The organism is Dyadobacter sp. CY351 (genome assembly GCF_021502625.1).
GTDB lineage: Bacteria > Bacteroidota > Bacteroidia > Cytophagales > Spirosomataceae > Dyadobacter > Dyadobacter chenhuakuii.
On sequence record NZ_JAKFFU010000001.1, the window covers coordinates 269,457 to 288,464 of the forward strand.

General features: G+C 44.6%; 18 protein-coding genes. 11 read left to right on the plus strand and 7 right to left on the minus strand.

Annotated elements, in window-relative coordinates:
* Positions 1 to 60: 60 nt before the first annotated feature.
* The gene (locus L0660_RS01130) at positions 61 to 480 is read left to right on the plus strand and encodes a nucleoside-diphosphate kinase (RefSeq protein WP_026631263.1); all 420 of its coding nucleotides are present in this window, start codon (positions 61 to 63) and stop codon (positions 478 to 480) included.
* Between the two features lie 77 nt (positions 481 to 557).
* On the opposite strand, the gene L0660_RS01135 is transcribed toward L0660_RS01130, so the two are convergent.
* Positions 558 to 1,067: a fasciclin domain-containing protein gene (locus L0660_RS01135; protein WP_235156883.1), complete on the minus strand. Its 510-nt coding sequence runs from the start codon at positions 1,065 to 1,067 to the stop codon at positions 558 to 560.
* Positions 1,068 to 1,162: 95 nt separating this feature from the next.
* Here L0660_RS01135 and L0660_RS01140 point away from each other — a divergent pair, with 95 nt between their 5' ends.
* The 8 genes from L0660_RS01140 (at position 1,163) to L0660_RS01175 (ending at position 11,167) form a co-directional block, all read left to right on the plus strand.
* Positions 1,163 to 1,798 carry a DUF1080 domain-containing protein gene (locus L0660_RS01140; protein WP_235156884.1) on the plus strand — a complete coding sequence of 212 codons (636 nt, stop codon included), beginning with the start codon at positions 1,163 to 1,165 and terminating at the stop codon, positions 1,796 to 1,798.
* 258 nt (positions 1,799 to 2,056) lie between these two features.
* Positions 2,057 to 3,526, plus strand: a complete 1,470-nt coding sequence (locus L0660_RS01145; RefSeq protein ID WP_235156885.1) for a histidine kinase — start codon at positions 2,057 to 2,059, stop codon at positions 3,524 to 3,526.
* Complete coding sequence (locus L0660_RS01150; protein ID WP_235156886.1) at positions 3,489 to 4,274, plus strand: LytTR family DNA-binding domain-containing protein; 786 nt, start codon at positions 3,489 to 3,491, stop codon at positions 4,272 to 4,274. The genes L0660_RS01145 and L0660_RS01150 overlap by 38 nt, the downstream gene beginning before the upstream one ends.
* 319 nt (positions 4,275 to 4,593) lie before the next feature.
* Complete coding sequence (locus L0660_RS01155; protein WP_235156887.1) at positions 4,594 to 5,346, plus strand: isoprenyl transferase; 753 nt, start codon at positions 4,594 to 4,596, stop codon at positions 5,344 to 5,346.
* A 4-nt stretch (positions 5,347 to 5,350) separates the two neighbouring features.
* Positions 5,351 to 7,951, plus strand: a complete 2,601-nt coding sequence (gene bamA / locus L0660_RS01160) for an outer membrane protein assembly factor BamA (protein WP_233795166.1) — start codon at positions 5,351 to 5,353, stop codon at positions 7,949 to 7,951.
* A gap of 52 nt (positions 7,952 to 8,003) precedes the next feature.
* Positions 8,004 to 8,630 carry an OmpH family outer membrane protein gene (locus L0660_RS01165; protein ID WP_233795167.1) on the plus strand — a complete coding sequence of 209 codons (627 nt, stop codon included), beginning with the start codon at positions 8,004 to 8,006 and terminating at the stop codon, positions 8,628 to 8,630.
* Positions 8,631 to 8,637: 7 nt separating this feature from the next.
* Entirely contained in the window at positions 8,638 to 9,312 is a 675-nt protein-coding gene (locus L0660_RS01170; protein ID WP_026631270.1) for an OmpH family outer membrane protein, read from the plus strand.
* 256 nt (positions 9,313 to 9,568) lie between these two features.
* Positions 9,569 to 11,167, plus strand: a complete 1,599-nt coding sequence (locus L0660_RS01175) for a hypothetical protein (protein WP_233795168.1) — start codon at positions 9,569 to 9,571, stop codon at positions 11,165 to 11,167.
* Between the two features lie 28 nt (positions 11,168 to 11,195).
* Here L0660_RS01175 and L0660_RS01180 read toward each other — a convergent pair whose 3' ends face one another.
* Together L0660_RS01180 and L0660_RS01185 are read right to left on the minus strand one after the other, a co-directional pair.
* Positions 11,196 to 11,930 (minus strand): lipoprotein signal peptidase, encoded by a 735-nt coding sequence (locus L0660_RS01180; protein WP_235156888.1) that lies wholly within the window; start codon positions 11,928 to 11,930, stop codon positions 11,196 to 11,198.
* A gap of 50 nt (positions 11,931 to 11,980) precedes the next feature.
* Entirely contained in the window at positions 11,981 to 13,183 is a 1,203-nt protein-coding gene (locus L0660_RS01185) for a proline dehydrogenase family protein (RefSeq protein WP_235156889.1), read from the minus strand.
* A gap of 188 nt (positions 13,184 to 13,371) precedes the next feature.
* On the opposite strand from L0660_RS01185, the gene L0660_RS01190 reads away from it, so the two are divergent.
* The gene (locus tag L0660_RS01190; protein ID WP_233795171.1) at positions 13,372 to 14,466 is read left to right on the plus strand and encodes a chorismate mutase; all 1,095 of its coding nucleotides are present in this window, start codon (positions 13,372 to 13,374) and stop codon (positions 14,464 to 14,466) included.
* Between the two features lie 69 nt (positions 14,467 to 14,535).
* Here L0660_RS01190 and L0660_RS01195 read toward each other — a convergent pair whose 3' ends face one another.
* Together L0660_RS01195 and L0660_RS01200 are read right to left on the minus strand one after the other, a co-directional pair.
* Complete coding sequence (locus L0660_RS01195; RefSeq protein ID WP_235156890.1) at positions 14,536 to 15,177, minus strand: GDSL-type esterase/lipase family protein; 642 nt, start codon at positions 15,175 to 15,177, stop codon at positions 14,536 to 14,538.
* Positions 15,174 to 15,761 carry a thymidine kinase gene (locus tag L0660_RS01200; RefSeq protein ID WP_235156891.1) on the minus strand — a complete coding sequence of 196 codons (588 nt, stop codon included), beginning with the start codon at positions 15,759 to 15,761 and terminating at the stop codon, positions 15,174 to 15,176. Before L0660_RS01200 ends, L0660_RS01195 begins: the two co-directional genes overlap by 4 nt.
* A gap of 102 nt (positions 15,762 to 15,863) precedes the next feature.
* Between L0660_RS01200 and L0660_RS01205 the strand changes: the two genes are divergently transcribed.
* Positions 15,864 to 16,976, plus strand: coding sequence for a hypothetical protein (locus L0660_RS01205; protein WP_235156892.1), 1,113 nt, complete (start codon positions 15,864 to 15,866; stop codon positions 16,974 to 16,976).
* A 4-nt stretch (positions 16,977 to 16,980) separates the two neighbouring features.
* Here L0660_RS01205 and L0660_RS01210 read toward each other — a convergent pair whose 3' ends face one another.
* Both L0660_RS01210 and L0660_RS01215 read right to left on the minus strand, forming a co-directional pair.
* Complete coding sequence (locus L0660_RS01210; RefSeq protein WP_235156893.1) at positions 16,981 to 17,823, minus strand: hydroxymethylglutaryl-CoA lyase; 843 nt, start codon at positions 17,821 to 17,823, stop codon at positions 16,981 to 16,983.
* Between the two features lie 104 nt (positions 17,824 to 17,927).
* Positions 17,928 to 18,989, minus strand: coding sequence for an NAD-dependent epimerase/dehydratase family protein (locus tag L0660_RS01215; RefSeq protein ID WP_233795176.1), 1,062 nt, complete (start codon positions 18,987 to 18,989; stop codon positions 17,928 to 17,930).
* Positions 18,990 to 19,008: the final 19 nt, after the last annotated feature.

A 19,008-nucleotide genomic window follows, 5' to 3' on the forward strand; every position in this document is an offset into this window, starting at 1 on the left:
CGCGAGGATATAAAATGAAAAAATGCATAGTTTTGCAGCAAATAAATTCTAGCCAACAGTATGCCAACAAATAGAACATTCACAATGATTAAGCCGGATGCCGTTAAGGACGGACATTCCGGAGCCATTATCAAAATGATTGAAGAGGCCGGGTTCCGGATTGTCGCTGTTAAAAAAACTCAGCTTAGCGCGGAACGTGCCGGAGAATTTTATGCAGTGCACAAAGAGCGTCCTTTTTACAATGATTTATGTAAATATATGTCTTCCGGCCCGATCATTCCGATGATCCTGGAAAAGGAAAACGGCGTGGCGGACTTCCGCACTTTGATCGGTGCTACCAATCCTGCCAATGCGGACGAAGGCACCATCCGCAAATTGTTTGCAAAATCCATGGAAGCCAATGCCATCCACGGTTCGGATTCCGACGAGAACGCTGCCATCGAAGGAAACTTCTTCTTTGCCCATATCGAGCAATTCTAAACATCAGGGTTACCAAAAAGGATCGGCCCGGTTGAATGTTCAACCGGGCCGATCCTTTTTAAGCTTCTTTTTTTATATCATTTTACGGCAAGGCTGTCGATAATGTGGATCACCCCGTTTGCAGCGCTGATATCAGAAAGGATAATGTCCGCTCTGTTTACAGAAAAAATGCTGTCCTTTTTGGTAATGCTCAGTTCTTTGCCTCCAATCGCCTTCTTCTTTTCTTCTTTAAGACTCTTATAATCAAGCCGCTGTTTTCCAAGAATGTGGTTATTGATAAGTTTTCGAACCGAATCTTCCGGCATCGCCGTCAACACAGAGGAAGAGAAAATATTGGCACGGCCAAAGGCAGCATTGTCAGGTGCAAAAAAAGTTACTTCACCGGTCCGCAATCCGTCGCTCATCTTGGCATAGATCATAAGATCTTTCAGAATGCTGAAACGCTCATTCTCCATGATGACTTCTGTAATCGTTTTGCCCTTTACTATGTCTTCACTCTTCTCAGTGCAGGAAATAATTACTCCTGATGGCAGCACTGCAAGTAAAAAAAATGCCAGACAACGCCCTACAAAACGGTTTTTTTTCATAGCTTTCCAATTGGTTAATTTCCGTAAAACTAATGGAAAATGTATTTTGACGGAATTCTAATTGAAATTTTTTTAATCCTAACCCCCAATTTATTATGTTAAAACTTCGACAACTTATAGTGCTCTGTGCGACTATATTGTTACTGAACTCCGCATTTTTTGTGTTCACAGCACCCGTTCCTAATCCAGTGAAAAAGCCTGTTAAGTTATTTAACGGGAAAGATCTGAGCGGCTGGAAAGTTAACGGGACCGAAAAATGGTATGTAGAAAATGGTGAACTGATCTGCGAAAGCGGACCGGATAAACAATATGGCTACCTCACCACCGACAAGTTTTACAAGAATTTTGACCTCTCCCTGCAATTCAAGCAAGAAGCAAATGGCAATAGCGGCGTGTTTTTCCGGTCTACGGTTACAGGAACGAAAGTTTCGGGCTGGCAGGTTGAAGTGGCGCCACCAAACCATGACACTGGCGGAATTTACGAATCTTACGGTCGTAACTGGCTGGTGCAAATCCCGGATGAAAAAGAAGGTTTCCTGAAAATGGGCGAGTGGAACACATTAAGAATCCGTGCGGTAGGGGATAATGTTAAAACCTATCTCAATGGTAATCAAATGGTTGATTTTACCGATGCTAAAATTGGCGCCGGAGACGGTTCAATAGCATTGCAGATCCACGATGGTGGCGGCATTAAAGTGCGTTGGAAAAATATTACTGTGGAGGAGCTTTAAGCTTCCTTCTTCATTCCGGCTGCAACGGCGTTCATACATTCGAAATGAGCAGTTCGTCGGAAAACGCTTACCATAGGGCTTCATGGCTGATAGATTTGTGTAAACAAGTAACACAAGTCTATTAGCCATGAAGCTTTTTTATTTTAAGTATCCGGAGAAAACCAGCGCCTTATTAAAGGATGCTGGATCGATTGACGAATCAGGAACAGAATGGATGCTAGCCCGGAGTAATCAGTAACATTGCGTTTCACTTAGATTATGAACGAAAAAGGAACGAAGCGTCTGCGGATGACGGCATCATCACTGGATGGAAGGGATTTCAGTAATATGGACCTTGAAAATGCGGATTTTAGCTTTTCAAGTCTTAAAGACATCAATTTCGATGGCGCTAACCTGCGCAATGCGAAGCTTCGTTTCGCTGCATTGGACCGCACCACATTCCGGAACTCCGACCTGCGCAATGCCGATTTGAGTTTCAGCAGCTTAACCGATGTTGACCTCACAGGCGCCAGGGTGGAGGGGGCCAATTTCAGTTTTACCTCACAAGAAAAATCATTTAACTGGCGTGATCTTAACCTCATTGGCATCATTCAAAACCAGGGTTGGATAGGGACAGTGGTCGCTGTTATCCTGGGAGCCACTGTGTTATACGGGATTAATGCGATCTCTTATTTTACTGCTGAAATCTACTTCACCAATGAGCCCGTCCGGATCAAGCTGTATCAATATCTGGTTTCCCAAAATGTTATAGCGGGGGTTTTTACCATTCTGCTAACTCAGGGAATCACAATATGGCTCGACGTTTTCATCACCCGAACCATTCTTAGGCACGTAATTCTGTCCGTAATCGTGCTCATAATGAACAATTTGCTAGCAATAGCCGTCTATTTTCTTTTTGGCGTAACGCTGGTAGACAATTACAGGAATCTTTATCCCAATGAAGCCGCACAGAATGCGCCCTGGTATTGGTATATGTGGGGTCCGATCATTGTTGCCAATATTTTCTACTTTCTGAGCCGCGAAGGCAAACAGATTTCCAGGAAGATTTCAGATCAGGAATTTCAGTTACTAAACCTGGAAAAGCTGAAAACTCGCGCCGAGCTGGACGCATTGCAGGCACGCATTAACCCCCATTTTTTATACAACTCCTTAAACAGCATTGCCAGCCTCGTCCATGAGGATCCCGATAAGGCCGAGGAAATGACACTTTTGCTTTCCAAACTGTTCAGATACACGACCGGAAGAAAAACGAACGATTACTTTGATACAATCGAGAATGAACTGGAAATGGTTGCCACTTATTTGCAGGTGGAGAAAGTTCGGTTTGGGGAGCGCCTCAGATTTACCGTCGAGGTGACCGATCCTGCATTAAAAGAATTGCATGTGCCCAAATTCATTTTACAGCCCATCGTGGAAAACGCAATCAAGCACGGCGTTGCCAAGCTGGCCGAGCAAGGAGCAATCGTGGTTCGCATTTACGAAGAAGACGAGTGGCTGCATTTATGTGTGCACGACAATGGCCCGCCGTTTTCTGAAACAATGGGCGCCGGATATGGAATGAGGAGCATTCAGGACAAATTAAAATTGCTTTATGGCGATGCGGCGCGTCTGGAACTGCATAATGAGCCGCGCAAATCGGTCAACATTTCGATTCAAAAATCTGCTATTATACAAAATCAACATCAAGGCCATGACCCAATTCCCGCTGAAAACGATCCTCATAGATGACGAGCCGCTGGCATTAAGCAGGCTTCGAAGGCTTTTGGAAAAACACAATGACGTTTTCACCATTGTATCCGAAGCAAAGAACGGCGCAGAAGGGTTGGTCGAGATTGACAAACATAGTCCCGATATCATCTTCCTGGACATTGAAATGCCCCTTTTAAATGGTTTCGAAATGCTCGCTAAGCTGACCAAGATGCCGCTGGTGATATTTTCAACGGCCTACGATCAGTATGCGATCCGTGCTTTTGAGGAAAATTCTGTTGATTATTTGCTAAAACCGGTCGAGAATGAGCGGCTGATTAAGACCATTGAGAAGATCCGCAACATTACCAAAGCAGGCGCCAACAATCTCGCCACGGTAAATCCCTATTCCGAAAACCTGCTCAGGCTGTTAGAGGAAATGAAACCGAAAAGAGAGATCTTCTCATTGTCGGTGAAATCAGGCGACCGGATCTTGCTCATTCCGCTGACCGAGATCACCCATTTCGAAGCAGAGGAAAAGTATGTTTTTTTAAACACATTAGACGGACAAAAATATCTGCTCAATTATACGCTGACATCCCTGGAAGAGAAGCTTCCCAAGCAATATCTGCGCATTAGCCGCGCCGGGATCGTTAATTCCCACCACATCAAAGAAATCCAAAAACATTTCAACAGCAAGTATGTCATTATCATGCGCGACCGCAAGGCATCCCAGCTCACAAGCGGCAGCACATACGGAGAAGCAATCCGCCATCTTCTTGATAATTAATCGGGTTACTCCGTCCCTAGACACAAAATAATGATTTTGAAGAGGGCATACTTATTCCTAAATTGCGCCCTGATTTTAAATTCCATTACTATTTTTGAGGTTAATCAACTGTTCATCAGAAGGTTTATAGCAATTTGAGACGAAGCTAAGACTAATATTTTTTTAGTTTTCGACACAGAATGCTGCATTCCTGCGTATCATGATGTACAAAGTGATCCCTTTAAAAAAGCGGGAAGTTTTAAATTTTGATCTTACTTGAAAAGATCCTCGCTGTAGTTCATTTTGTTTTTGTTAAAAAAGGTTAAAGGGGTCAGGAATAATGAAGGAGCTCATTGATACGGGCAATCTGCCAAAGCACATCGCCGTTATCATGGACGGTAACGGAAGATGGGCCCAAAACCAGGGAGCAGCGCGCATTTTCGGCCATCGCAACGCGATTAAGGCCGTTAGGGAAGTAACCGAAGGTTGTGCGGAACTAGGTGTCGGGTTTTTGACACTTTATGCATTTTCCACCGAAAACTGGGCCCGTCCCGAGTTTGAAGTAAGGGCTTTGATGGAATTACTGGTTCAGTCTATTGGAAATGAGCTGCCTACTATGCTCAAGAACAATGTAAAGCTGGACACGATCGGTGACACGGAAAGTCTGCCAAAGAGCTGCCGCAGAACATTGGCGGAAGCGGTTGAGGCCACAAAGGCAAATACAGGCCTTAACCTGATCCTGGCGCTGGGTTACAGCGGAAAATGGGACATTACCCAGGCTGCGAGGAAGATTGCGGAGGATGTAAAGAATGGTGTGATTGCACCGGAGGAGATCAACGAAGAAATGCTGGCTGCGAATCTGGCAACCAAAAACCGCCCGGAAGTGGACCTAATGCTGCGCACAGGCGGTGATCACAGGATCAGCAATTTCCTTTTATGGCAGCTTGCTTACGCCGAGCTGTATTTTTACGAAAACCTTTTCTGGCCGGATTTCAGGCGGGAACATTTATATGAAGCGATTGCCGCCTTTCAAAACAGAGAGCGTCGTTTTGGCAAAACTGGTGAACAAATCAAAGCGAATAGTGCTAAGTAATAATATGAACCTTGTGAAAAATTTGAATAGATCATTAGCACACCTCAAAAGTATTTTAGCATTGATCCTGCTTTGCTGGTGTTTTTCAGCAAATGCACAAAAGGTCGGGCTGGGAGCTGCGGGATCAAAACCTGCTTCTGCTGCCGCCAATTTGGGCATTGACCCGGCTAATCCAAAAGAATTTACAATTGCAGAAGTGACTGTTTCAGGAACCCAGTTTCTGGACCCTAATTCCATGGTTTCGATCTCAGGCTTGAAACCTGGCGATAAAATCCGCGTTCCTGGACCAGCAATCCCGTCGTCGATCAGAAGAATGATGGACTTCGGAACATTGAATGATGTTGAGATCATTGCTACGAAAGTGGAAGGCGAAAAGATCTGGTTGAACATTCACATTAAAGAGCGTCCAAGACTCTACAAAGTTTCCTTCTCAGGCATCCGCAAAGGCGAGCGCGAAACATTGAATGATAAGGTGAAATTGATCAAAGGGCGCGTTATTACGCCAACCGTAATCAAGAACACCCAGCTTGTTATCAAGAAGTATTACATGGATAAAGGGTTTTACAACACTAAAGTAAAAGTGTTGCAAATCCCTGATTCAACGCGCGGACAGGCTACGCTTAACTTCACCATTACAAAAGGAAAGAAGGTTAAGATCGAGGAGATCGACATTCAGGGAAATACGGCGGTGAGCGATAAAATCCTCAAACGCAAAATGAAAGGCACCAAGCAGAAAAGAATTGGCCGTCTTTTCAACCCATCCAAATACATTCCTAAAAAATACGACGAAGACAAGGAAAAACTCATCGCCTATTATCGTAAAAACGGTTACCGAGACGCAACGATTGAATTCGACTCCATTAAAAATGGTGATGAAACGATCAGCATTGTCATGAAGATTGACGAGGGGACCAAGTATTTCTATCGCGACATCACCTGGTCAGGAAATTACCTTTATACATCGGCTTACCTGGGTGAGCGTCTGGGTGTTAAGAAGGGCGACGTTTACAATCCCGAAGAACTAGACAAAAAGATCAATGGTATCCCTGGTGCCGACGTTAGCTCCATTTATATGGACGACGGTTACCTGTATTTCCGCATCGAGCCTACTGAAAAGGCAGTTGAAGGCGATTCTATTGACGTTGAATTAAGAATGTTCGAAGGAAAGCAAGCAACGATCAACCGCATTTTGCTGAATGGTAACACCAAAACCAGTGACCGCGTGGTATTAAGGGAGCTCTTCACATTGCCGGGACAGAAATTCAGTAAAACAGAGATTATCAACACGCAGCGTCAATTATCCCAAATGGGCTATTTCGACCCTGAGAAAATTCAGATCAACCCGATCCCCAACCAGCAGGACGGAACGGTAGATATCGAATACACTGTAGAAGAAAAACCTTCTGACCAGATCGAATTATCCGGTGGATGGGGTGGATACATTGGTTTCGTTGGAACGCTTGGATTGGTTTTCAATAACTTCTCACTGAAGAATATTCCTAACCGTGAAACCTGGCGGCCATTGCCTTCCGGTGACGGTCAGAAACTATCGTTGCGTTTCCAGGCGAACGGAAAGCAGTATCAGACCTACTCGCTATCATTCAGTGAACCATGGCTTGGCGGCAAGAAACCGATTAACTTTGGTGTGTCCTTACAGCGCACAGTTTACCGGATGACAGATCCACGTTCTTTTTATAACAATTTGGGCCAAGGTAACGGAGGTCTGAGCTACCGCGGCGGGTATTTCAATAATGGAATTACTTTATCACTTGGTCGTCGTCTTAAGGAACCGGATCGCAATCTTGTTATGACCCATTCGCTGTCCTATCAGCGATACAGACTGGACGACCTTGATATATTCCGGATTGGATATAGCAATGGTGTATCAAACAATATTTCGTTCAACACAACGATATCCAGAAATACCCTTAGCGATTTCCAATTCCCAAGAAACGGAAGCAACATTTCTTTGAGCGGAACATTCACGCCGCCTTATTCAGCATTCAGGAAGAAGACTTTCACAGACAAGACCGACACATATCGTTGGGTGGAATATCACAAATGGATGTTTGACGCCAGCTATTATGCAACTATCACAGGAAAGCTGGTATTGAGCGCTCGTACGCACATGGGTTTCCTTGGAGCTTATGGAGACAAAGTTGGTTACAGCCCGTTCGGCCGCTTTATCGTGGGTGGATCCGGTCTGGCAGGTCAAGGTTCATTCTCACTCGCAGATCAGGACATTATCGGTTTGCGTGGTTACCAGGATCAGAAAGTAGGACCACAGAACGAGCAGGGCTTCCCGGCATCAGGAGGTGGAATTGTGTATAACAAATATGTAATGGAGCTTCGTTACCCGGTTTCACTGAACCCGCAAGCAACGATCTTTATATTAGGTTTCGCAGAAGGAGGAAATAACTGGGGAACATATAAAGAGTTCAACCCATTCGATTTGAAACGTTCAGCAGGGGTAGGAGCACGTATATTTATGCCTGCATTCGGACTTCTGGGAATTGACTGGGGTTACGGTTTTGATAAAATACAGGGAGAACAGAAACGAAGCGGACCACAATTCCATTTTACGATTGGTCAGCAGATCAGATAATATTTCTGATTGTAGTTTCGTTAAGAAGTTTGCAAATTATTAGCTCCCTGGCATGAAGAAGTTTTTTATTTTACTAGTTTTGTCAATTCTATGTGGATCAGCGTCCTGGGCGCAAAAGATAGGTTACACAGACATGGAATTCATCACCAGTAAAATGCCTGAGTACCAATTGGCACAAACAGAGATGAAGAAGTTCTCTGACAAGTGGGCCAAAGAGATCCAGGATAAATTTCTAGAAGTCGATCGCATGCAGCGTGCTTATATGGCTGAGGAGATCCTGCTAACCGAAGACTTAAAACGGAAGAGACAGAGCGAGATTAAGGAAAAAGAACTCGAAGCCGGAGAATACAATAGTAAGATTTTCGGCATGGAAGGACTTCTTTTTCAGAAAAAGAAAGAATTGATGAAGCCTGTCCTTGAAAAAGTGCAGCGAGCAGTTACCAAAGTTTGCAGCCAGCGCCGGCTCGATTTTATGTTTGATAAGTCCAGCGATGTAGGCATGCTTTATACAAATCCCAAGCACGATTACTCGGATTATGTGATGGAGGAGCTTGGTATTAATCCAAAAGCAACAAAAGCAGCTGCGGAAGAGAAAGTAGGAAAGGCAGAGCAGCCACCCGTCCAGGCCCCGACACAAAACTCACCAAAACAAAAAAGTACAAACAGTAAACTTAAGTAACAAAGCAATGAAACAAAAATTGATAGCTTTTTTGGTCGTAATGACCATTATTACAACCCCTCTGTTAGCACAAACAACTCCTGCAAGCGGACTTACTAAAATCGGTTATACCAATGTTGATTATATAATTGGCAAGTTACCAGAAAGTAAAGTAATGCAGAACCAGCTTGAAGTTACAAAGGCTCAGTTGGATAAAGCATTAGGAGAAACATACAAGGAAGCACAGGAGAAGTATGAAGCCTATCAGAAAAATGGCGCTAATATGACTGATGTTATCCGTGCAGATAAAGAAAAAGAATTGCAAAACCTGCAAACCAGAATTCAAGAAATGCAAAACAACGCTCAGACGTCTTTGCAGACTAAGCAGCAACAATTGCTTGAACCGATCTTGACAAAGGTTAACAACGCTATCCAGGAAGTTGGAAAAGAAAGCGGATTCCTTTACATCCTGAACATGGATGCAGGTGCTGGAACAACTCCGATCATCTTGTTTGCAGCTTCTGAAGACAACAATGCAACCAATCTTATCCTAAGAAAATTAGGTGTGGATCCCGACAAAATCGAAGCAGCAGCTCCTGCGGCAGCGAAGCCGGGAACAGCTGCACCAGTAGCAGCACCTGCAAAAACAGGCGCAGCAGCACCAGCTACAACACCTGCGGCTACGACACCAAAGAAAAAATAGTAGCAGCTTCTTTGAACTTAAAATACCGGAGGGTAGTCTTTAAAATGGCTTCCTCCGGTATTTGTATTTAGCAAGGCCGACGTTTTTACACTGCACTATTATTTGAAATGTCCAAAATCAATCTGATTAGCAGGGCTTCCGTTTTCAAATATCAATTTAAAAATTATTCAAAACGCTTTTCTATATAGTATTTGCTAGTTTTGCGTTAGACTCAAAGGGTTTCTCGACACATGGAATTAATTATATTTTGGAAGTTATGATTACAAAGCATATTCATAAAATACTGATACTTCTGACAGCCGTTTTCTTATTCTCAAAGGCGCAGGGGCAGGATAATATGAAGAGTTCTGCAACAGGCCCCTTGCAGATTGTTTTCCCGAATGAATCCGAATGGAATGTGCTGAGTGAAGGGAAGGAGATCAATTTTCATCTTCAGACCAAAGGTGGAAAAAGCGATTCTGTGCGATATAGTATTTCTACCGGTTATCTTAAAGAGATGAAGTTTGACTCGCTCGGGCATTTCATCTGGACTCCGGGTTACGACATTGCTGACCGGATCAATACTTCGAAATCCTTTCCTGTTGTGTTTGAAGCACAGAGCACATCGGGTGAAAGTGCTTCCCGAGAGGTGGTGTTTAAAGTCATGCACGTGAACCGGCCTCCGCAAGTTGACGAATTAAAGCCTTTCTACATTCAATACAGAACTCAGAACACCTACCAGATCGATATGAACTCTGTCCGTGATCCGGATGGTGATCCCGTTGTTTTTGTTCCCATTCTGGAAGAAATGCCTGAGGGAATGAAGCTTTCGGCAGCAGGTGAAATCGTCTGGGAGCCTTCTACCAAGCAGTTCAATATTTTGAAGGAATCGCCTAAGTATGTTGAGTTCTATGTAGAAGATCAGCCGTCCAAAGAGCGCACAAAAGGCAGGTTGCGATTGAACATTACACAGATGGACCTGGCACCGGACTTTACGATTGTGCCACAGGTTTCCACGATCAGGAGCGCGGAAAACAACCGCATTAATCTGCGTTTCGCATTGTCCGATCCAAACGGAGAAGACGACATTTCCACATTCGCATTCATTTCTGAAAATAAGAATGTTCCCAAGGAAGCTTTGGTAAAAAACGCGCCTACCAGTTACGAGTTCATATGGGAGCCGGGTTATGATTTTGTAAAAGATCCGTTTGATACTCTTTCCTTTAACATCATTTTTTACGTGATGGACAAGGCGCAGAACAAAAAGGAGAAGACGATCCGCTTTGTGATCAAAAACACTGTGGATGAAAGTCTTCGTGACGCGTATGTGTACGGCTTATACAAGGGCGCACTCGTGAATGCATGGGGGCTTCTGGAGCAAATGCAGGAGAAGGAAATTTACCTGAAAAAAGCGTATTCCAAAGCGAAACGCGGGAAGAGGAGCAGATCATTGCTAAATGCTTCGCTAGGAGCAACGACCGGGCTGGCGCCACAGTTTACAGACGATAAGGGAAAAGCCCGTGGTTACATTACAACCATTGGCGGGACGACGGTTGCGACGGTTGGAACATTGGAGGCAACTGAGGTGATCGGTAAGTCCACGAACGGACTTTTAGATCGTTTTAATTACGTATTGCAAAAGAAAAATGAGCTGCAAAATAAGGGAGATGTTTTTGCCCGTGAATATGCTCAGAAATCTGCGCGGAGGACACCTGATTTTATCCGTAAACTCGACGAATTCAAAGCGCTTATGAACCTGAGTGGTTTGGTAGCATTGGAACTGGATGCGAATTGGGAAAGCAAGAAGGAAGCCACAGATGCTGCACTAAAAAAGTCCTTTAAGGATTTCGTGCCACTAACCAAAGAAGAGAATTAAAAATCAAGATCATATCAAAAAGAGAGCCTTAGCTCTCTTTTTTCGTTTCGTCATCTTCCAGTTTAACAGGAGTGGAAGGAATGTCTGTGTGCTCATCCGTTGCGCTTAATGTCGTTTCAACGGGCGTTTCATCCTCATCTTTATGATCTGAATGATCCGAGTGATTCGAGTGATCTGAATGATCCGAGTGAAAGCTTCCCTGGAATATTAAAATGCTGCATACGCCGATGAAAATGCATGAATCGGCAATGTTGAAAATCGGTGTAGAGTAATATTGTCCTCCCCAGACAGGAATCCATTCCGGAATAAACCCTTCCCAGAAATCAACAAAAATCATGTCAATAACCTGGCCATGAAACCAGGGAGTAGGAGAGCCGTAAGGCGCATTTTTAAGCAAAACGCCATAGAATGTGCTGTCAATTACATTACCCACAGCGCCGGCAAGTATCATCGACAGAGCCCAAAGCAATCCTTTTGAAGCGCCTGAACGGGCCAAATGGATCAAATACCAGCCAATGGCGCACATAGCCACAAGGCGGAATAATGTCAGGAAAAGCTTGCCATATTCGTGCCCCAGCTGCATGCCGAACGCCATCCCCGGATTAAGTACATAATGTAGTTTCAGCCAATTGCCGATCAACGGGATCTGGCCGGAAAATCCAGGTTCCATATATTTGTAAACCAGGAATTTAGAAAGCTGATCCAGCACGATAAGCAGCAAACTGAAAACTAAATATGGCGTTGGATTTCGGGATTGATTCATTCGTTTTTCAAACAATTGACAATTTCAAGAATGCGAAAGTAATAAGTTACTTATAAAGAACCGATTCCCCTTCTCTTCAATTCACTTTTAACCAGCAGATACTCCCTGCTGCTTTGGCCTGCAATAGACGTATTTTCCTCTGCACGGCGGATCAGATAAGGCAAAACAGCGTCAATCGGGCCATAAGGAACATACTTGGCAACATTGTACCCCGCCTTCGACAAATTAAAGGAAATGTTGTCGCTCATGCCCAGCAATTGTGCAAACCAGATCCGGTCATCATTCCGGCTGATGCCCTGCTTTTTCATTTTGGCAGCACAGTATTGCGAGCTGTATTCATTATGTGTGCCCAGGCAGATCGAAATGTGTTCGATGTGGTCTAAACTGAAATCGATGGCTGCGTTGTAGTCGCTGTCCGTTGCTTCCTTCGAGACATGGATAGGATTAAAATATTCGTTTTCTCTCGCCCTGAGCCGCTCTTTTTCCATATATGCACCCCTAACGAGCTTTCCGCCAAGGAAATAGCCTTTCTGCCGTGCGGCGAGATAAGCACTTTTCAATCCTTCCAGCGTATCATGCCTGTAAAGTTGGTATGTGTTGTAAACGATGGCTTTTTCGCGATTGAATTTTTGCATCATTCGGTAGGTCAGGTCGTCGATGATGCCCTGGATCCAGCTTTCTTCGGCATCCACAAAAATGCGGACGTTCTTATCATGTGCATGGCGGCATAATGTCTCCACACGCTCCTGAATGCGGGCATATGCGGCCTCTTCCTCGCTTGTAAGCTCCTCATTACGCTGGATTTTTTCCAGCAGATCCGCGGAAGCAACACCCGTAATCTTGAACACGGAAAAAGGGATCGTTTCCGAGGAAGCCGCCTTATCGATCGTTTTCAGTATTTCATTCGTTGTAGCATCAAAGCTTGCTTCGTCGTCCTCACCTTCCACCGAGTAATCCAGGATGGTGCCAATGCCCGACCGGCCGAGCAATGAAATGGTTGGGTCGCAGTCCCTAATCGTCTCACCGCCACAGAATTGTTCAAAAATGGTAAGACGGATAACATTTTTTATCGGTAAGTGAAGTTTTAGTGCAAGCTTTATAAAAAAAGTGCCTAAATTTACCACTCGAGCCTGATTCATGAGGCTGAATAACCAGTAAGTTTTCCGTAATTGAGCGTCTGATTTTGATGCAAATGCGACGGAAGTATCTTCAAAAAATACAGGTATTTCGTCTTTTGGAGAAGGATATGCCATTTTTTAATTATACGTTTTTCCTAAGTGAAAGTTTAGTGTTTTTGCTTAAAATCACTGGAAGAAAGTAGTACGCATTAAGAAGTTGATTGACTTTTGTTATATCAAATGTACGTCAATCCCAGAAATACGCATAACACCGGATCAAAATATTACAATTATCATTTTTTATTAAGGACAAGTTTTTGAATATGAATGCTTCTTTAGATATCCTTCCGTTAAGCAGTTGGATCAATACCGAAGGTAAGCCTTTGGTAATCGCCGGACCTTGCAGCGCAGAGACCGAGGAACAAATGTTAGAAACCGCAATCCAGATCAAAGAGGAAGGATTTGCGCACGTAATCCGTGCGGGAATTTGGAAACCGAGGACTCGTCCAGGAAGTTTTGAAGGCATGGGAGAAGCTGCTTTACCCTGGTTACAGGAAGTAAAGAAACAAACCGGAATGCCTGTTGCTGTTGAAGTTGCAAATCCTCAGCACATTGAATTAGCATTGAAATATGGTGTGGATATACTCTGGATCGGTGCGCGTACAACCGTGAACCCATTCAATGTTCAGGAACTTGCGGATGCATTGAAGGGCATTGACGTTCCTGTTTTGGTGAAAAACCCTGTAAACCCTGACCTGCAATTGTGGATCGGTGCTTTGGAGCGTTTGAACCAGGCTGGCGTAAGGAAATTGGGTGCAATCCACCGTGGTTTCTCGAACGCTCAGGAAACGAAGTTCCGTAACTCCCCAATGTGGAACATTGCGATCGAATTGAAAACACTTTTCCCTGAATTGCCTGTTATCGGTGATCCAAGCCACATGGCAGGAAAACGTGCTTACTTGTATGAATTGGCACAACGTGCACTCGATTTGAACTATGAAGGTTTGATCATCGAGTCACATCGTGAGCCGGACAAAGCTTGGTCTGATGCTGCTCAGCAGTTGACGCCAGCCGCCCTTGGTCAAATGTTGCATGACCTCCACGTTCGTAAAGAGTCTTACGGCAGCGATTACCAATCTCAATTAGAGATCATTCGTGGCAAAATTGACAACCTGGATCGCGAAATGCTTGAAACATTGGCAAACCGCATGGCTTTGGTTGAGAAATTGGCCGAGTACAAACGCGATAACAACGTTGCCGCTTACCAGGTTGACCGTTTCCGTGAAGTTTTGGAAACACGCGCAGGATGGGGTAAAAGCATGAATTTGTATCCAAACCTTGTTGACGAGCTTTTCAAACTTGTTCACATGGAATCAATCCGCAAGCAAACCGAGGTGATGAACCAGGTGAATGTTTAGGATTTAAGATAGCATACCAAAAACGGCCGTTTCGAAAGAAGTGGCCGTTTTTGGTTTTATAATGTTTGATCAAATTCCCTTTTCCTTCAAAACCTTCCTAATCTCCCGTCCCCAGATCTCATAAGCCTTCTCGTTCAAATGCGTTTTATCAACAGCATACTCAACTTTCAGCCCCGTTGAATCTGAAATAAACTGATTGAGGTCAATGTAAGCAACTTGATTTTCCTGGCAATATTTAATCAGGAAGTCGTTTAATGTATCTACTTCCTTTTTGCTAACGGGATCATTTTGCTCATAGACAGTCAGCGTGACGACGGGGATGATTTTGCTTTCTATTATTTTGTCAAGAATAGCCTGATAGTAGCCCTGCATTCGCTCCTGCGAAACGCCGACTGTAATGTCATTAATGCCGCCTTTTACAAAACATATCTTCGGATGCAGGTTAATAACATGTGTGGGAAGCAATTGCAGGAAGTGATAAGTGCTCATGCCGGGCAGTCCGTTGTTCAGGACATCCGTCCGGTCCAGTAATGCGGTCCATTTTCCCTGTGCTGTGATCGAATTTCCATACATGACAATGGTCGGATTTCCTTTCATGGCAACAAATCTTTGCATAATCTTATCACGATAAATGTATGAGAAAACGCAAATTGACACGATCAGAAATGCATTCAGCGCCAGAGAAGCAATAAGCCATTTCCTGGTTTTCATACTTGTTCACCCAAATTAAAGCAGCGGCGGCACCGTGCTTCATAAAGATCGGTTTCGCCTAATAAAACGCGTTCGTTAGACGGGGAAAGCCGGTAGGAATGAGAGGCAACTTCCCCGCAGACCATGCAAATGGCGTGCACTTTCGTGACATACTCGGCAATGGCCATCAGTTGCGGCATGCAGCCAAAGGGTTTTCCCATATAATCCATATCCAGCCCCGCCACGATCACCCGCTTGCCCGAATCCGCAAGCAAGGTGCATACTTCCACAATTTTCTCATCAAAAAACTGCGCTTCATCCAGGCCGACCACCTCACAGTTTTCGGCCCGGTCCAGGATTTCAAGGGATGTCTGGACAGGAATAGAGCGGATCGAATTGTCATTATGAGAAACAATGTTCTCCTCGTGATAGCGTTTATCCAACGCAGGCTTGAAAATTTGTATCCGTTGCCGGGCTATTTTGGCGCGGTTCAGTCTGCGGATCAATTCCTCCGTTTTTCCGGAAAACATTGATCCACAGATCACTTCGATCCAGCCGGTTCTCGGACTCTCGTTTTCTTTCCTATGCGATGGTTCTATGAACATGTTTGACGGGATACGGGGCTGCCGAACAGGCAAATTTCTTTATCTTTACAAATCAAGCACATTTTTTTTAAACACAGACGTTATCAAAAGCTCTTATTCGTTATGCCGGATAATTTGAATTTAATTGCACTCAACCAATACGCTGCCAGGTTCACCACAACGATCTTAAATGAGATGTACCGGGACCAGGATACGATCTCAGGAGCCGGATTACTGAAACTCACGCCCGTAAGACAAGTAAACCTTGGAATTTTGAACCGGTTATTTGACGCCTGGAGAAGTAACGCAGAACAGTTTCGGAGCCCCTATTTTGATTTTACCAATGAAGAGGTAAAAAAGGCACTGGAAGATTTTATGAACACGGCTTCGCAACATATAGCTGTGAAACGCGCCGACCTGGAACCCATATTATCGGACTCTGTGAAGGACGCGCTCAGGTTATTACTGGCTCCGGAAAGTTATTTCGAGGATAAAATCAGGGAAAAGCAGGATGCGGAATTTACGCATGAAAAGGCAGAGCATCTTGTTAAATATACCCACATTCACCGTGGACTGGCAGAAGCGATGTTAGCCCGCCTGACAGACAGTGGCTCAAATTCGGTTTATCAGACGCAAGCCGTTAGCTGGTTATACGAATTAAAAGGCAATCCGGACCTTATCGACGATTTGGATCCTTATTTGCTGCAATTCTCAGATGTTTTCCCGCTCAATCTGTCAGATCTTCGCATTTCTGAAAGTGGTAGAAATACATCAACGAGCGGCAGAAATGAATCCAGATCATTCTTCGATTCAGCATTCAATGAGCTGGACGCAACTGCTAAGCCTGCGCCACCACGCGCAGAACCTGCTTCGGCAGTGATCGGTGAAATTATTGCTAAAACAAATTCTACCGAAAAAGACAGCCTTAACAGCCGCTACAAAGTGGAACTGCCAAAACATGACGACGACAAGTCATACGGAAGCGTTCCGGTGAAAGTGGAGAGCATTGCGGGTTCTATTCCCTTGGGACAGCGCTTCATGTTTGTTAATCAGCTTTTTGACAAAAACAGTGAGCATTTCGACAAAGCCATTTATGAATTGGATATGGTGAAAAGTTTTGAAGAAGCGCAAAACCTGATCTGGCATCGTTATGCGTCCAAATATGCCTGGGATGTGAATGGAGAGGCGGTTACAGCGCTGTTAGCGATTGTAAAACGTAAATTTTCAGGTCAATAGACATTTATACCAATTGAAGGAACTGCTCACGAGCGTTTTGCAAAGCCTGCAAATCCAGATTGAGCAGTTCTTTTTTTTCTTTTGCAAATTCTACCAGATTTTCGGTCGGCATATTTCCTACGAGTTCGTCCTGCGCCATGGGACAACCGCCGTAACCCAGCATTGCGCCATCAAAACGCCGGCATCCTGCTTCATATGCTGCTGCAACTTTCTCTCGCCATTGACCAAGTGTTGTATGAAAATGTGCCCCAAATTCCAGATCAGGCCGGAGCGCCAGCATTTGTGCAAATACATTCCTAATGTCGCTTTCCTGCGCTACGCCCACAGTATCGGCCAGTGAAAATGTACGGATGCCAGATTGAGCCAGCTTTTCAATGTTCTCAAACACGATTTCAGCATTCCAGGCGTCTCCATAGGGATTTCCAAAACCCATTGAAATATAAATAACAAGCGCCTTGCCATTGTCCTCCGCCAAAGCTGCAATGCGCTTCACTCTTTCCAGCGATTCTGCAATCCTGGAATTGGCATTACGGATCTGAAAAGTTTCGGAAATGGAAAAAGGAAAACCAATGTCGGTGATCTGAGGAAACTGGCATGCCTCGATGGCGCCGCGCTCGTTAGCAACAATGGCAAGCAGCTTGGTAGTGGAGCCAGCTGTGTTCAGCTGGCTTATTAATTCCGCAGTATCGCTCACCTGAGGCATGGCTTTGGGAGAAACGAAACTCCCAAAGTCAATGGTATCAAACCCAACGCGAAGCAGCTGGTTAATGTAATGCGCCTTTTTCTCAGTAGGAATAAAGCGATGAACTCCCTGCCAGGCATCCCGCGGACATTCGATGATTTTCAAGATTCAATGAGTGAATGAGTGAATGAGTGAATGAGTGAATGAGTGAATGAGTGAATACTCGTTTTTTAAAACATTCAGTCATTCACTCATTCAATCATTCAAAATTATTTCAATATCGGTGCCAAATCTTTCTCATTCTCCGCGAGCCACGCTGCGATGTCCTCGACGATCTGGCGGATGCCGATTTCAGGTTTCCAGCCTGTAAGTGCTGTTACTTTCGTGTTATCCGTCACGTAAAGCCGGATGTCCGCGGTGCGGTTTTCGGGTACTACTTTAATAGGGATCGTTTTGCCGGTAACTTCCTGGCAAACTTTCGTTAATTCCTGCAAGGATGCACTGCTTTCCAGTCCGCCGCCTGCATTCAGGATCTCTCCGTTAACTTTATCAAGGTTGTGCAACTGCCAGTCGATCAGGCGGTAAAGGTCTGCTACGTGCAACATGTCACGGATTTGCTTACCAGTTCCACCGTAGCCAAAGTAGCCCAGTTGCTGTTCAAAATAATGTTTTGCAATCCAAAGCACCATCACGCCCTGATCCACTTTGCCCATCTGCCAGGGGCCTGTGATCACGCCGCAGCGGTTAATGACCGTTTTGAGATTATAAAACTCGTTGTATTCCTGGATGATTAGCTCAGAAGCCAGTTTGGTCGTACCGTATAAAGAGCGCGCACCATTCAATGGGAAATCTTCCGCAATCCCTTTGGACGAAACACCGGCAACAGGCTGGTCGTCCGACAATGCAAAACGCGTAGGCTCTTCAACGAAGTTTAATGTTTCAATGGTTTTGATCGGATAAACCCGGCTCGTGGAGAGGAAAATAAAGCCAGCTTTATGCTTCAATGCATAATTAAGGCAGTTAATGGTCCCAACCAGGTTGGTATTAATCAGATAATCAGGTGTGCCGTCCAGGCCAGCGAGAACCGAAGGTTCGGCAGAAGCTTCGATCACCACGTCAACCGCCGGGACCGAGTCAAAATCTTCTTTATTCCTGATATCGCCATGCACGAATTCAACGCCCTGCGCTTTCAGTCGGCTCAAATTGAGCTCGGAACCCCTGCGTTTAAGGTTATCCAGTGCATAAACCTGGTAATCAGGATAATTAACTTTCAGGGATATGGCTAATGCGGAACCTACGAAACCGGCTCCTCCGGTAATTAAAATTTTCATAAAGCGATTTTATGTGTAA

Bases quoted from the DNA above. Each gene is read 5' to 3' on its own strand.
- L0660_RS01150 (WP_235156886.1), top strand. From the start codon at position 3,489: ATGACCCAATTCCCGCTGAAAACGATCCTCATAGATGACGAGCCGCTG.
- L0660_RS01130 (WP_026631263.1), top strand. From the start codon at position 61: ATGCCAACAAATAGAACATTCACAATGATTAAGCCGGATGCCGTTAAG.
- L0660_RS01185 (WP_235156889.1), bottom strand. From the start codon at position 13,183: ATGGCATATCCTTCTCCAAAAGACGAAATACCTGTATTTTTTGAAGAT.
- L0660_RS01145 (WP_235156885.1), top strand. From the start codon at position 2,057: ATGAACGAAAAAGGAACGAAGCGTCTGCGGATGACGGCATCATCACTG.
- L0660_RS01175 (WP_233795168.1), top strand. From the start codon at position 9,569: ATGATTACAAAGCATATTCATAAAATACTGATACTTCTGACAGCCGTT.
- L0660_RS01205 (WP_235156892.1), top strand. From the start codon at position 15,864: ATGCCGGATAATTTGAATTTAATTGCACTCAACCAATACGCTGCCAGG.
- L0660_RS01140 (WP_235156884.1), top strand. From the start codon at position 1,163: ATGTTAAAACTTCGACAACTTATAGTGCTCTGTGCGACTATATTGTTA.
- L0660_RS01180 (WP_235156888.1), bottom strand. From the start codon at position 11,930: ATGAATCAATCCCGAAATCCAACGCCATATTTAGTTTTCAGTTTGCTG.
- L0660_RS01170 (WP_026631270.1), top strand. From the start codon at position 8,638: ATGAAACAAAAATTGATAGCTTTTTTGGTCGTAATGACCATTATTACA.
- L0660_RS01215 (WP_233795176.1), bottom strand. From the start codon at position 18,989: ATGAAAATTTTAATTACCGGAGGAGCCGGTTTCGTAGGTTCCGCATTA.
- L0660_RS01195 (WP_235156890.1), bottom strand. From the start codon at position 15,177: ATGAAAACCAGGAAATGGCTTATTGCTTCTCTGGCGCTGAATGCATTT.
- L0660_RS01155 (WP_235156887.1), top strand. From the start codon at position 4,594: ATGAAGGAGCTCATTGATACGGGCAATCTGCCAAAGCACATCGCCGTT.
- bamA (WP_233795166.1), top strand. From the start codon at position 5,351: ATGAACCTTGTGAAAAATTTGAATAGATCATTAGCACACCTCAAAAGT.
- L0660_RS01165 (WP_233795167.1), top strand. From the start codon at position 8,004: ATGAAGAAGTTTTTTATTTTACTAGTTTTGTCAATTCTATGTGGATCA.
- L0660_RS01200 (WP_235156891.1), bottom strand. From the start codon at position 15,761: ATGTTCATAGAACCATCGCATAGGAAAGAAAACGAGAGTCCGAGAACC.
- L0660_RS01190 (WP_233795171.1), top strand. From the start codon at position 13,372: ATGAATGCTTCTTTAGATATCCTTCCGTTAAGCAGTTGGATCAATACC.
- L0660_RS01135 (WP_235156883.1), bottom strand. From the start codon at position 1,067: ATGAAAAAAAACCGTTTTGTAGGGCGTTGTCTGGCATTTTTTTTACTT.